Source organism: Bacteroides sp. 1_1_30, from assembly GCF_020982715.1.
Classification (GTDB): Bacteria; Bacteroidota; Bacteroidia; order Bacteroidales; family Bacteroidaceae; genus Bacteroides; species Bacteroides xylanisolvens.
This window is the reverse complement of sequence record NZ_JAJKHN010000021.1, coordinates 68,502-82,731: the sequence shown is the minus strand read 5'-3', so window position 1 is coordinate 82,731 and position 14,230 is coordinate 68,502. Positions and strand designations below refer to the sequence as shown.

The window sequence follows — 14,230 nt, the reverse complement described above, 5'->3', positions numbered from 1 at the left end:
CATATCCACTACTCCTCTAAATGATGCCCTAAATGCTTTGATTTTAGCATTAAATGCTTCCGCTGCTGCATTTGTACGGCTCAGTCTGAAACCTTTATTATAAATCTCCACACGAGCATCTATTTCTGCTTGAGTCAAATGCGCAGGAAGTTCAATGGTAGTCCGCGGAGTTATTGCTACCAATACCATATCTCCCAAACCCTTTTTGTACTCTTTAATAACATTTTCAGTAAACTGACTGGATGAAATAACATCACGCATTATATTACCTTTTTTCATATCTCTAATTATTTTGTTTTTTATTTTACACACAAGCAGAATATACACTTCCCTATACAGGTTTAGATTGAGCTAAATCTTCCGATGTAGATTTGTTTTCCAAAGAGATATTGATCGCATTCATGCCTTTCACTCCACGCTCAAGGTCAAATGTTACGATATTATTTTCTGCAATATTGCCAATGACATTGTTTACATGAAAAAAGTATTTCTCAACACCTGAAAGGTCTTTAATAAAGCCAAATCCTCTTGACTCATTAAAAAACTCAACCCGTCCTCTCAAGATCGTTGGCTCCTCTTCTTCCTTTTTAGGAGTTGCTATAATTATTTCATCCGGATTAATTTCTTCCTTCTTTATATCCTCTGTCGGAGGAGTCGAAGTTATCATTCCGTTCTCATCTACATAGGCAATCATATCCTCAAAGCTATTTGAGCTGCCTGATAATTTCTTGCTTTCTTTCTTTTTCAGTTTTTCTTCTCGTTTAGCGAGTCTTTTCTTTTCATTTTCACGTTTACCAACTGTCATGGATTTTGCCATAGAATTTATATTTAGTTTTATATTAATTTTAAAGAGATTGTTATTTGTTGATTTCAAATAGTATAACTAGCTTTATTCAGCTTCTTACCCGTCAGTTTCTGAATATCATTAACGAGTTTACGCTCTTCCTGCGAGCAGAATGTCAGTGCTGTCCCTGTATTCCCGGCTCTTCCGGTACGTCCGATACGATGCACATACGTTTCCGGCACATCAGGAAGATCATAGTTGATAACTAAAGGAAGTTCGTTAATATCGATACCTCTGGCTGCAATATCAGTAGCCACCATCACACGTGTTTTACCCGACTTGAAATTGCCCAAAGCCAACTGCCGCGCTGCCTGACTTTTATTTCCATGAATCGCCTGGCTACCAATTCCCGCCTTGCCCAGTATCTTTACGATCTTATCAGCATTATGCTTCGTACGTGAAAATACCAACACCGACTGATCTTCTGATTTTTGCAAAATCGAAACCAGTAAAAGACTCTTTTCCTTTTTCTCTACGAAATAAACCATCTGTTCAATAGCATCCACAGTCGATGATTTCGGAGTTATGCTGATTCGTACAGGATTCTTCAACAAAGAATTCGTTAAAGAAATAATTGTATCAGGCATTGTAGCGGAGAAGAATAAAGTCTGTTTTTCTTTCGGAAGTTTTGGTAATATCCGCTTGATATCATGAATAAATCCCATATCAAGCATACGGTCTGCTTCATCAAGTACAAAATATTGTATCTTATCCAGATGGATATGTCCCTGATTCATCAAGTCAAGCAAACGTCCCGGTGTAGCAACCAGGATATCAATTCCTTTGTGTAACATGTCAACTTGAGGACGTTGATTTACTCCGCCAAAAATAACCCCATGCCGCACTTGGGTATATTTGGCATAATCATTAATGCATTCACTTATTTGCAAGGCAAGTTCACGGGTGGGCGTCAAAATCAACGCTTTAATCCCCCGGCACTTGGCTGCCTCTTTATTCATTTGCAAATGTTGTATAATGGGAATAGCAAACGAAGCAGTTTTACCTGTTCCCGTTTGCGCACAGCCTAATATATCTCTTTTTGCTAATGCAGCCGGAATTGCCTCTCCCTGAATGGGAGTGGGCACTGCATATCCTTTTTCTTCAATAGCTTTTAAAATCGGTTCGGTTATATTTAATTCTTTAAATGTCATAATTGTTGTTTTTGCTGTATCAAAACAGCTATTAATTTATATTGTAAAGGGACTGACAAACTCCATCATGGGAATGAAAATCCCGTAGGTTAAGCCAGTTTATGGGTTGCCAAGAAAAACTCGCGCTCCAGTGTACTCATTACTTCTTTTACACTACTGATTTTTTCAGCGAGAAAAGCATTGCTACCGGCAAAAGCATAGCCTTTTTTCATATTTCCTTTGGCTGCATTATATAAAGCCTTAATAATGCAATAAGGGCTTTTTGTATAATCACATGTTTTGATACAATGGAATGAGCAACTCTTAGGCCTCTCCAGTCCACTATTCACATTGTGAATAAATTCCCCGTCAATAGCTCGTCCTGGCATTCCCACAGGACTTTCAATAATAAGAACATCTTCGGACTTGGAGTGAATATATACTTCCTTGAACGTCTCGGACGCGTCACATTCCTGGGTGGTAACAAATATACTTCCCATTTGTACCCCTGCAGCTCCCAGTCCCATAAAATGTGCAATATCTTCACCCGTCGAAATGCCGCCGGCGGCAATCACCGGAATCTGTTTCTGTTCTTTATAGCTGGATGCAATCATTACCACTTCCGGAATCAAAGTTTCCAAAGCATAATGCTGATCCTGTAATTGTTCTTTTTTGAATCCTAAATGTCCACCGGCTTTAGGCCCCTCCACCACGATTGCATCGGGCAGATAATTATAGTTCTTCTGCCATTTATCGCAGATGATTTTGGCTGCTCGTGAAGAAGATACAATAGGCACTAGCTTGGTTGTACTCTCTGGAGTCAGATATGAAGGCAGGTCGAGTGGAAGCCCGGCACCGGAAAATACCACATCAATCTTTTCCTCGATTGCGGTGCGCACCATATCCGCATAATTCGATAAAGCAACCATGACGTTTACGCCAATAATACCTTTTGTTTTCGCACGTGCTTTCCGGATTTCCTCTTTCAGCCCGTTAATACATTTTTCAGGATAAGTACCTTTCCCTTTGGGGTATAACAAACCTAAACCTGCGCATGATATAACGCCTACTCCTCCTTCGTTTGCTACTGCCGAAGCCAAACCCGAGAGCGAGATACCTACTCCCATTCCACCTTGTATTACAGGTGTTTTTATCTCAATATTTCCTATAAAGAATGATTTCATATGTTTTATTTTGCTTTAGAGCAATTGAACAAGATAAACAGTGAGTGTGAGCACACTTTATCCAAGCGCTCAAGATTGGCCCTGTCATTGACTATTTGCCTTGTTGGGTGTAATTTATTAAACCTTTACTCCTGACTTCTTCAAGAGTATTGTGTATTACAAAAAAGTCTAATAAATCTATTTTCAGAATGGAAAGTGCAGGAGTAGATATTCCTGATATTGCACAGAAAAAGAGCCAGAATTAGCAGAACTTAAATGTAATATGATTTTTTGTCTTCCCCTGTGTCAATCAGAAGATTCCTCCGTTGAATCATGAAACGAAAATAACTTATTAAATAAAAGCAGAAGATAATATCTTCTGCTTTTATTCGGATATTAATATCTTCTAGAGTTATTATAACCACCACGGCCACCACCGTTAGACGGTCTTTCAGTACGAGGACGTGCCACGCTTACTGAAATAACTTTCTGGTCGTATTCAACTCCATTCAGTTCGTCAATTGCTTTTTGTCCTTCTGTATCATTCGGCATTTCTACGAAAGCAAATCCTCTGGATCTACCAGTTTCTCTGTCAAAAATTACTTTAGCTGAAGAAACTTCTCCAAACTCTGCAAATAAATTTGTTAAGTCAGCATCATTAGTGCCATAGCTTAAACCTGAAATGTAAATGTTCATTTAAAATTTTATTAAAATAAATACTAATTTGGAGTGAGGAGGATAATTAAAGACAAGGACTGCTTGCTAATAAAATATTATAAAGAAGAACTATACGATAATGATTCGTAACTCAAACTCTTGGTACAAAGGTAACACAATAAATCAGAATAATACATTTATACCCGTTCTTTTTCGGAAGAAAGACGATAATTATCATTTATTAGCACACAATTCATCCTAAATCGGCGAGATACACAATTTTGCCTCTCATTCTTGATATTCTCTTGTAATATATCTACTTTTGCCATTACATAAATTATCAAGTCCCACTTTATGGATGTCAGAATAGAACCAAGTTGGAAACAACAATTACAAGAAGAATTTGACAAACCATACTTCGAAAAGTTGGTTACATTCGTCAAAGATGAATATAAACGGGCACACGTCCTCCCTCTTGGACATCAGATTTTTCATATATTCAATTCCTGTCCCTTCGAAAAAGTAAAAGTAGTTATCCTTGGACAGGACCCTTATCCCAATCCCGGACAATATTATGGAGTCTGTTTTTCTGTACCTGATGGAGTAACTATCCCTGGTTCACTAAGCAACATCTTCAAAGAAATACACCAAGATTTGGGAAAGCCAATTCCAACTTCCGGTAATTTGGATCGTTGGGTAGCTCAAGGTGTATTCCCGCTAAACTCTGTTCTTACTGTACGTGCGCACGAAACCGGTTCTCACCGAAATATGGGTTGGGAAATCTTCACAGACGCAGTTATCAGGAAACTAAGTGAAAAACGGGAGAATTTGATATTTATGCTTTGGGGAAGTTATGCGAAAGAGAAATTATCTTTGATAGATAGCAACAAACATCTGGTACTAACCACTGTTCATCCCTCTCCCCGCTCTGCCGAATATGGTTTCTTCGGTTGCAAGCACTTCAGCAAAGCCAATGCTTTCTTGCATAGTAAGGGAATAGAAGAAATTGATTGGTAAATAAATGATTTCTCAAAACAAACTATCAGTACCCAGAAACATTCGCCATGAATAAATCAAACGATATCACCCGAGAAGAAATGTGGGCCAAGCAATGCTTGTCTGCTACCGATATTGATTACGCCGTGTGGGAACGGGATAAATCCATACTTCACCAACTTTCAAAAATCTGTCACAACTGCACATTTGTTGTCGATGTTTACAAATGCAATTACACGTATGCATCCTCGAATTTCGTTGATTTACTGGGGTATGACAGTCACAAGATAGAAACTTTGGAAAAGCAGGGAGATTATTTAGAATCACGTATTCATCCGGACGACCGTGCGCAACTGGCAGCATTACAGGTCACGTTAAGCCAGTTCATTTACAGTCTGCCTCTCGAACAGCGAAACGACTATTCCAACATTTACAGTTTCCGTATACTCAATGCCAAGCAGCAATATATACGTGTCACTAGCCGACATCAAGTTTTGGAACAAGACCGTAACGGCAAAGCATGGCTCGTAATAGGCAATATGGATATTTCACCCGACCAAAAACATTCCGAAACAGTAGACTGCACTGTCCTAAATCTGAAGAACGGGGAATTCTTCTCTCCTTCCTCTTTGCTAATGCCTTCTTCGCTCAACCTCACTAATCGGGAAATAGAGATATTACGGCTTATTCAAAAAGGGTTGTTAAGTAAAGAGATTGCAGACAAGCTATGTATCAGTATTCACACTGTCAATATTCACCGGCAGAACCTGTTACGCAAATTAGGTGTGCAAAATTCTATCGAAGCCATTCGTTTGGGACAGGAAACCGGACTACTAAGTTAATTAACCCATACGCCTTTTCCTGAAGCTACCAGTCTGTCTAAGGCACCCATTCCACCACACCCACCGCCGGATGCAATCTTCTCCATTCCTCAAATTCCGGATAACTACGTACACCATCCTGAATCACAGCTTGATAATACTCCACTCCCATAATTTTTTCCGTATCAGGCGTTTCGTATTTCAATTTCAGGATAGCCAGTCTCATTTCATCTGTCAATACCGCAGAAATGCGTTCGGCCACCCTTTCAAAGTAGCCATCATAACGAGAGCCTTCTTGGATATGAATCATATCCATTTGCCAAAGTTCTCCCTCCATATCCTGATACCATGCATGCCACTCTATACACGCTTCTGCTGTATGTAATAAATTCGTATATTCAATCTTCTTTACGGACGTATTTTCCGCCAATTCAGCCATCGCCCGAAAGCTGGCAGACAAATCCAAAGGAGAAGTATAAATATGAAAATCAATATCCCGATGTTTCATCAATAATCCTGTACGCAACGAACCTACCAGATTCACTTTGGCACCAATCCCCTCCCATATCCGAACAATACGGGTATCCTCTATAATCTCCCAAGCTTTCTGCTGGTTACGTTTTGCCAATTCAAGAATATTCATCTTTTCCTTATTAAGTAAGTATGCAAAAATAGGAAAAAGGATACATATATAGCTATAAATAACTATTTAATCCCTTAATGGGTTGAGCTAACTTTGCCTGCAATTTCAATTCTTCATCATACAACTAAAAAGAGATTATGATATTCAATCAAACAGAGAAACAGGAAAAAGAGTATTTACAGCAAGTCATAACCACTATCCATGATACGATTAACACTACCAGTACTTCCGTCAAAGAGCATATAGACACCCTGCAGGAGTACAAGGATTATCTATGGTCGAACAAAGATATCGATCCCCACGAAATCCGTTCCATGCGCGAAAGCATATTAAATCATTTTGCATTAGGTGAAAATGTAATTGACAAACGCAGGCGACTAAGCAAAATACTGGATATCCCCTATTTCGGACGAATCGACTTTCAGGAAAAGAAAAACAAAAGCCAAGTTAGTCCGATCTATATAGGAATACATACTTTCTATGACCTCAATCAAAAAAAGAATCTGATTTACGATTGGCGAGCTCCTATTTCAAGCATGTTCTACGATCATGAATTAGGCGAGGCGTTCTACTCCTCTCCGGCAGGCAAAATTAACGGAGCGATCTCACTCAAACGCCAATATCGTATTCGCAAAGGAAAAATGGAGTACATGATTGAAAGTTCCGTAACTGTTCATGACGATATTCTGCAAAAAGAACTATGTTCCAATGCCGACAATAAAATGAAAAATATCGTCACGACAATTCAGAGGGAACAGAATCAGATCATCCGTAATGAAAACGCTTCTGTACTTATTATACAAGGTGTTGCCGGTTCAGGAAAAACCTCTATCGCCCTCCATCGTATTGCCTACCTGCTTTATGCACAGAAAGGACAGATTTCTTCCAAAGACATATTAATCATCTCCCCCAATAAAGTATTTGCCGATTACATTTCTAATGTACTTCCGGAACTTGGCGAAGAGACCGTTCCCGAAACCAGCATGGAGCAAATTCTGTCGGATGTAATTGACAACAAATATAAACACCAGAATTTCTTCGAACAGGTGACGGAACTATTAGAAAACCCGACACCCGACTTTATCGAACGGATACAATACAAAGCCTCCTTCAAGTTTATATCACTACTTGACAAATTCATCCTTTATATGGAAAACAACTATTTCAAAGCAACAGATGTAAAACTCACCAAATACATCACTATTCCTGCTGAATTTATTAACGAACAGTTCAAACGATTCCACCGCTATCCCATACGTCAACGATTTGAGACTATGACAGATTACATTCTGGAAATGATGCAACTACAATATAATCTCACAGTTAGCACTCCGGAGAAAAACCAACTAAAGAAAGAGATAAAAAAGATGTTCGCGGGAAATAACGATCTCCAAATCTATAAAGACTTTTTTGAGTGGATCGGAAAACCGGAGATGTTCAAGACACGCAAAAACCGCATACTAGAGTATGCGGACTTAGCTCCTTTGGCTTATCTGCATATCGCATTAAATGGGAACAACGCTCAATCTTATGTCAAACACCTTCTGATAGACGAAATGCAAGACTATTCTCCCATACAATACAAAGTGATTCAAAAACTTTATCCGTGTCGAAAAACAATTCTTGGAGACGCTTCACAATCCGTCAATCCTTATGGATCTTCCACTGCCAGTATGATTCAAAAAGCATTTGCAACAGGAGAAATTATGAAACTTTGCAAAAGCTATCGTTCTACTTTTGAGATTACCAGTTTTGCACAAAAAATTCAATCGAACAATGAATTAGAACCGATTATGAGACATGGGGAACACCCCAAGATTCTTCCATTCAAAAATACAGAAGAAGAGATCCAAGGTATTGCGGATTTAGTAAACTCCTTCAGGAACTCCCATTATACCTCATTAGGGATTATCTGCAAAACAGAATCCCAAGCAAAAGAACTTGTTCAAAAGCTCCAGATATATGCAAACGACATCTCACTTTTGTCCAATCAAAGTTCTGCTTATGTAAGAGGAATTATCATCACTTCCGCCCATATGGCGAAAGGACTGGAATTTGACGAAGTAATCATTCCGCAAACAGATGATAAGAACTATCATTCCAATATTGATAAAAGTATGCTTTATGTGGCAGCCACAAGGGCTATGCACAAGCTAACTTTGACTTATTCTGTTTCTTCACCCAGTTGTCGATTCCTGTAATAGAATATAACATCAAAAATTAATTGAGAGAAAAAGAACAACCAATCTCCTATTATTACCTATTTTTGTACAATGAAAAATAAAGGAATGAAATACGAGTTTACCGCAAAAGTATGGAACTACTCATCGACTGTTGGAACGGGCGGTTGGCACATAGCCTGCCTGCCGAAAGAGATGTCCAAAGAAATAAGAGAGAATCTCGGATTCTTAGAGGAAGGCTGGGGACGGTTGAAGATGACGGCCAAAACAGGCAATACCCAATGGGAAACCGCAATCTGGTTTGACACCAAACTTGATACTTATTTACTTCCTCTCAAAGCGGAAATCAGAAAAAAGGAAAAGATCACAACTGATAAAGAAATAGAGATTATGATTTGGATTTAAAACAAACGATAAGAAGAACTACCCGCAAAACAAGAGCCGCTTGAACAATCTCAAACGGCTCCGTAACTCCTTTAACAACATGGTTATCGAGCTAATACAACCACCGGTCTATATTCCTTTTTTCTGCACTGAACTCCACTCCAACTTTAACCAACTCACGCCCGTCTACCTGATAAGGTATCAGATAGCCTTTTTCATCAATCTGCTGCAAAGCCTGTTCGGCAGTACCATTCAGTTTAAATTCAAATACATAAATATACTTCGGAGTTTTCACCACTGCATCCGCCCGTCCGCGGGCACTACGAACCTCTGCTCCGGTAAATTGCCCCATCAGTTTGAAAACTAAATAAAATACAACCTGATAATGTCGTTCGGTCTTTTCATTCAGTTCATAAGGGAAATCTGCGAAGAAAGCCTGCAAGCGGGTAAGAAAAGCATCAACATCACCACTCTCCAATTCACGTACAAATTTACCAAGATAAAAACCCCGTTCATCATCTACCACTGATGTGTAATAAGGAACCAAAAAATCCATAAATCCATATCGTACTTCATCATTGGGAAATTTCAGCAGGTAGTTTCCAAAACGCTTGTCATACCCCTTTATAGTCAAATAGCCACTCTGATAAATCAACGGAATCGGATTATTAGCATCTACCCTATATTCCATAAACGAAGAAGCATTAGCTTCTACCCCATCAATCAACGTACGCAAATCATACTCACTCTTTTTAAGCAGTTCGACTAAAAAAGTAGGAGTACCGGTTTGGAACCAATAGTTACTAAACTTATACCCGTCAAAAACGTTAAGCACACTGAATGGATTGAATACTCCTTCCGCAAACTCACAAAAATGATAACCGTCATATAAAGCCGTCATCTTGTTCAATGTTTCTTCATAAGTCAGTTCATTTGTTTCTGCCAATCGATTCAGTTCAGGAATAAAAGTATCCTCCAATTCTTGTCGTGTAATACCACAAATCGTGGCATACTGCGGCTTCATACTGATATCATTCAGTTGATTCAAATCACTGAACACACTGACTTGCGCAAACTTAGTCACACCGGTAAGGAAAACAAAACGAAGATAACGGTCTGAACTTTTCAGCACACCATAGAACGCCTTCAATGTCTTACGATAGTCATCAAGTAAAGCACCATCATCCAACGCCTGTAACAAAGGCTTATCATATTCATCAACCAAGACTACAACTCCACGACCAGACTGTTCACAGGCACGACGAATTACACCTGCAAAACGTCCCGAAAGAGTTTCCTCATCCTCTCCTTTACCATATTTCAGTTCCCATTGCGTCAACTGCCTGCTAAGAATTTCGACTAAAGCCTGGGGAGAATCATATTTTTCCGCGTTTAAATCCAAATGAAATACCGGATATGTCTTCCATTCCTTTTCCATATCAGCTATGGCCAACCCTTCAAATAATTCTTTCTTACCTTCGAAATAAGCTTCAAAAGTAGAAAGAAGAAGACTCTTGCCAAAACGACGAGGACGACTTAAAAAATAAGGAGTCTCCGTTGAAGCAATTCTCCATACAAGAGCAGTCTTATCCACATAAAGATAATCTCCTTCGCGAAGTTTCTCAAAAGTCTGTATTCCAATAGGAAGTTTACGTAATATCCCGTCCATGATTTTTCCTCTATTTTGATTATTCAAAGATACGCATTTCCATGGGAATACACATACAAACTCCACAAAAAAGTACACAGTTTCACAGACAGCACTACCATGACTCCATTTTTCATCAAAACTAACTTTGTACCAGACAAACAACATCTCACTTCCTCTTCACTTTGCAAATCCAACACACAATAACCAGAACCAACAAAATAATCCCGTACCAATACCCACTTCCGATTATCCTATTAGTAGTTTTCTCAACTCCCGTTTTATGAATCTCTGTCTTAGCACTCATATCCGATAAGCTCACAGACTGTGAATTCACTTCTTGAAGAAGTTGTTTCTCATTAACGTTTTTCCTATCCACCACAGTCTTCACCACCCTCCCAGCCTTCAACCCAAGCGTATCCACAGGAAACACAAACAACACTTGCTCGATATGCTCTTCTACCACCTCCGAATCCTTTTCCAAAGCAGCCTTATTTTTAACAAGACTTTTCCCGGAACTACTATTCAAGCTTGAATCAACCCTAACATCACTCTCCCTGTTTACTACCTCTTTCTTACTCCTACACCCCGACAACAACACCGGCACAACTAAAACCACCAGCAACACAAACAGCAATTCCCTCCCACTCCTCAAAAACTCCTTCACATCAAAACAGGGACAAACCTTCACATATTCATAAGGTTCAATCACTCCGTCACCATTCAAATCCGGTGAAGTATCCCGATGTCCCAACACTTGGAGAATATTATATTCCCGCTGCAAATCCATAATAATCTGATAAAGCACCCGTTTTTGAGCATTCGTCCGGGTATCTGCCGGACGCCCGTTCTCATCCAATCCGCCGATATAACATATCCCGATACTTCGTTTATTCCAACCTTTACAATGAGCACCGGCCAGAGAAACATCCCGCCCCTTTTCCAATTTCCCATCCAAACGGACCACATAGTGATACCCGATACCGTTGAACCCACGTTCCCGGTGCCAACGGTCAATATCTGTGGCAGTAAAATCCTGCCCGGCTTTCGTAGCCGAACAATGTACTATGATAGAATCTATATTTCTCATGATAATTCATTATTAGTTCAAACGCACCAGTTAATAATCCGAAGGTGGCATACGCTTCACGCACCCTCTAATCTCACACTTCTTCACTTCCGACTCCTTCTGTATCAACTCCACTTCATGACATTTATGTATCCAGTCAATCTTCTCTTCCTGCTCCTTGCGAAGTTCAATATAAAGCCCGTCTATCTTCTCGTCACGTTGAGTCAGCCGTTCTTCCAGCCAGTCCACCTTTTTACGGCGATTTTCTTCTTCCATACTGTTCACGGACGCTTCCTCTTTCCGTGCATCCGTCTTACGGCAAGTGATATACCTCACTAACCATTTCACAGCTTCCAAACCACCCATAGCGGTAATAAAAGCAAGGATTGTAGTTATTTGCATATTCAATCATTTTTACGTAGTTATAAAGAAAGAATGAGGCCGAAGCCCCATTCCATACAAACCAGACAGTTCTCAACGGCTCATGAATCAAGCAGCCGGATCCGGTGCTTCACCATTACCACCCGAACCACCATCCGGATCCGGAGTTTCACCCCCATCATCCGAACCGTCACCAATGCTACCCGAATCATTAATATGATCCAAATCCTTGAACTTCAATCCATCCGAACGGGTAGTCGTCCCGGTAAACAGGCGAATGTCCGAGTTGGCACGAAAACAGATACGAAGTCCTGAAATATTAGCGATTGTAAAATCTTCCGCCTTCTCCGTCCCTTTGCTTTGAGCGGAAAGGTAAAAATATCCCAGACCGGCGATATTTACCGAACGACCACCCAGCAATGTCTTTCTCAATAACGTACGGAAATCCTTCAATACACTAATCGTTTCACCCTCGCTAACACCAGAAGCAGACGCAATCTCCTTTGCAAACTCATCCAGCGTCGCACTTGTATCATACTGATAAGAAATCACCGGATACACTTTCTTTCCTGCTTCTTTATTTGTAGGGTCACACAGGCGAGACACCCTTCTAAATCTAATAGCCATACTACTTTTCTTTTTTTAATGAATACTGTTTTAATTATCACTTCGCTAACGTTAACGATGCAAAGATGCAGCATCTTCCACGGAGATGAAACGACACCAAACAGCCTCATCAGAAAAGTACTAAAAAGCATTTCAGACACATACAGCCACACATAGAGGAACTAAATAAACGACAAGAAAACGACGAAAAGCAGAAAAAAGCGACAAAATCAATACCTGGGGGAGAATAATAAATAAACAAATATATTCAAACTAATAAATATCATAATAAAAAAGTGCACCTTCTTCCCCACCGGAAAAAAGATGCACACACAAACAAAACAAACAATAGGCTACCTTCACAGGCAGCGGAAAAGTCATGATTCCATTTTTCCTATGCCACTATTATATATCATCATACTTATTTAATAAATAACCGGTAACTTCACCTATAGAAGAGGGTTCTTTCAATAATACTTGCTTGTCCTCTCCCAACAAATATATCGAAGGAAGAGAACGCAAAAAATATAGTTCTTTTTCAGTCAACACCTTCCTGACATCATAACCGTTTATCCACACAGAAGGAAGAGACTGCTGATATTCTTTCCACGCATCCATTTCACCTTCCGTACAAATTGTAACAAGAGCAAGTTGCGATAGGGATAGTCCACTATGTTGCAAGAAGGAATTTATTACCGATGATTCAGACAGTTCCATCATTGATTGCCGACAATAAATACAATCCGGATCATAAAACAGTAATAACGTATATTTAGCGGAAATATCCCATAGTTTTTGAAATTCTCCCGTAGAAAGAATGAAAGTAAAATCAGCAGCTTTTATCCCTATCCGGTTCTTTTTAAGCATTTTCAATTGATACAAGGGACGTATACGCATCATTCCATCTAAATGTCCGGATGTTAATACTTCCTCCAATACTGAAATATAATAACTATCATTCCGTAGTGACGAATCAGGTTCATATAGATGATGCTCCAACCGTTGTAGAAACCAACGGTTTACCACCTTATTAACTTTAGTCTTCAACACCAATCTCCTGATATTTTCACAAGCCCTTTCCTCTGTCAGTTCCGACAATTGAGAAAGATAATCCACCAACATCCTTTCTGTAGTGGCAGAGCTGCTTAACCGGATAGTATCTGTAAAATCATACGTATCCCAAAAGCGCTCTATCAGTATGCTGTCTTTTTGTTGCTTTGCCATAGCATTTGATTTACCAGAATTGGCAGAACAAGTACATAAAAGTAAAAACACGCCTAAAGTAATATAAAGAAGTCTTATATATTTCTGATGGATTACCAATCTTAAAAGGTGTAATAACCTTAATCTTCGTTTATTCATAATTCTACAAGTTCAAGCACAATTCATTACACCATTTGACATACTCGTTTTCTCCACCGCAAATCCTTTCCGGCACTTTCATTTCTATACATTCATTCCCGACATATATCCGGCTCATCTCGAATATTTCCATCAGACAATCATCCGATATACACATACAAAAACATATAATATCCGGATTATCATATTTCACGATTTTAATCCCCGGATAAAGTAAAGACAGATAAAAAGCAGAATATCCGAATGCTTTCCATGAATCCTCTAGACAATACAAATAAACAGAGCCTCGATTATCACCTTCTTTTTCCAAAATATCGTTTAATATATTCATCCTCATATCTCCTTT

General features: G+C 39.3%; 15 protein-coding genes and 1 pseudogene. 4 read left to right on the top strand and 12 right to left on the bottom strand.

What is annotated here, in order from left to right:
* Positions 1-93: 93 nt before the first annotated feature.
* From LPH68_RS08195 to LPH68_RS08175, 5 genes and pseudogenes are all read right to left on the bottom strand, one after another.
* A pseudogene (locus LPH68_RS08195) lies at positions 94-279 on the bottom strand (hypothetical protein); the annotation flags it as partial.
* Between the two features lie 52 nt (positions 280-331).
* On the bottom strand, positions 332-817 hold the full coding sequence (locus LPH68_RS08190) for a cold shock domain-containing protein (RefSeq protein ID WP_004307024.1): 486 nt from the start codon (positions 815-817) through the stop codon (positions 332-334).
* Positions 818-870: 53 nt separating this feature from the next.
* The gene (locus tag LPH68_RS08185; protein ID WP_004296138.1) at positions 871-1,995 is read right to left on the bottom strand and encodes a DEAD/DEAH box helicase; all 1,125 of its coding nucleotides are present in this window, start codon (positions 1,993-1,995) and stop codon (positions 871-873) included.
* A gap of 89 nt (positions 1,996-2,084) precedes the next feature.
* Positions 2,085-3,158: a nitronate monooxygenase family protein gene (locus LPH68_RS08180; protein WP_004323237.1), complete on the bottom strand. Its 1,074-nt coding sequence runs from the start codon at positions 3,156-3,158 to the stop codon at positions 2,085-2,087.
* A 375-nt stretch (positions 3,159-3,533) separates the two neighbouring features.
* Positions 3,534-3,833 (bottom strand): RNA-binding protein, encoded by a 300-nt coding sequence (locus tag LPH68_RS08175; protein WP_004296140.1) that lies wholly within the window; start codon positions 3,831-3,833, stop codon positions 3,534-3,536.
* A gap of 315 nt (positions 3,834-4,148) precedes the next feature.
* Here LPH68_RS08175 and ung point away from each other — a divergent pair, with 315 nt between their 5' ends.
* Positions 4,149-4,811, top strand: coding sequence for a uracil-DNA glycosylase (gene ung, locus LPH68_RS08170; RefSeq protein ID WP_151923754.1), 663 nt, complete (start codon positions 4,149-4,151; stop codon positions 4,809-4,811).
* Between the two features lie 47 nt (positions 4,812-4,858).
* Positions 4,859-5,632, top strand: a complete 774-nt coding sequence (locus tag LPH68_RS08165; RefSeq protein ID WP_008649894.1) for a LuxR C-terminal-related transcriptional regulator — start codon at positions 4,859-4,861, stop codon at positions 5,630-5,632.
* A 37-nt stretch (positions 5,633-5,669) separates the two neighbouring features.
* On the opposite strand, the gene LPH68_RS08160 is transcribed toward LPH68_RS08165, so the two are convergent.
* Positions 5,670-6,254, bottom strand: coding sequence for a phosphoglycerate mutase family protein (locus LPH68_RS08160; RefSeq protein ID WP_151923755.1), 585 nt, complete (start codon positions 6,252-6,254; stop codon positions 5,670-5,672).
* Positions 6,255-6,391: 137 nt separating this feature from the next.
* Here LPH68_RS08160 and LPH68_RS08155 point away from each other — a divergent pair, with 137 nt between their 5' ends.
* Both LPH68_RS08155 and LPH68_RS08150 read left to right on the top strand, forming a co-directional pair.
* Entirely contained in the window at positions 6,392-8,455 is a 2,064-nt protein-coding gene (locus tag LPH68_RS08155; protein WP_151923756.1) for a UvrD-helicase domain-containing protein, read from the top strand.
* 87 nt (positions 8,456-8,542) lie between these two features.
* Positions 8,543-8,839 carry a DUF1905 domain-containing protein gene (locus LPH68_RS08150; protein ID WP_008774556.1) on the top strand — a complete coding sequence of 99 codons (297 nt, stop codon included), beginning with the start codon at positions 8,543-8,545 and terminating at the stop codon, positions 8,837-8,839.
* A gap of 91 nt (positions 8,840-8,930) precedes the next feature.
* On the opposite strand, the gene LPH68_RS08145 is transcribed toward LPH68_RS08150, so the two are convergent.
* The 6 genes from LPH68_RS08145 to LPH68_RS08120 form a co-directional block, all read right to left on the bottom strand.
* Positions 8,931-10,487: an ATP-binding protein gene (locus tag LPH68_RS08145; RefSeq protein WP_121960148.1), complete on the bottom strand. Its 1,557-nt coding sequence runs from the start codon at positions 10,485-10,487 to the stop codon at positions 8,931-8,933.
* A gap of 148 nt (positions 10,488-10,635) precedes the next feature.
* Positions 10,636-11,556 carry an N-acetylmuramoyl-L-alanine amidase gene (locus tag LPH68_RS08140; protein WP_121960135.1) on the bottom strand — a complete coding sequence of 307 codons (921 nt, stop codon included), beginning with the start codon at positions 11,554-11,556 and terminating at the stop codon, positions 10,636-10,638.
* A gap of 30 nt (positions 11,557-11,586) precedes the next feature.
* Complete coding sequence (locus tag LPH68_RS08135) at positions 11,587-11,937, bottom strand: hypothetical protein (protein WP_004296148.1); 351 nt, start codon at positions 11,935-11,937, stop codon at positions 11,587-11,589.
* Between the two features lie 87 nt (positions 11,938-12,024).
* Complete coding sequence (locus LPH68_RS08130; RefSeq protein WP_004310610.1) at positions 12,025-12,543, bottom strand: HU family DNA-binding protein; 519 nt, start codon at positions 12,541-12,543, stop codon at positions 12,025-12,027.
* A 384-nt stretch (positions 12,544-12,927) separates the two neighbouring features.
* Positions 12,928-13,746, bottom strand: a complete 819-nt coding sequence (locus LPH68_RS08125; protein WP_118219024.1) for a DUF5106 domain-containing protein — start codon at positions 13,744-13,746, stop codon at positions 12,928-12,930.
* Between the two features lie 142 nt (positions 13,747-13,888).
* Complete coding sequence (locus LPH68_RS08120) at positions 13,889-14,215, bottom strand: hypothetical protein (protein ID WP_009040202.1); 327 nt, start codon at positions 14,213-14,215, stop codon at positions 13,889-13,891.
* Positions 14,216-14,230 lie beyond the last annotated feature (15 nt).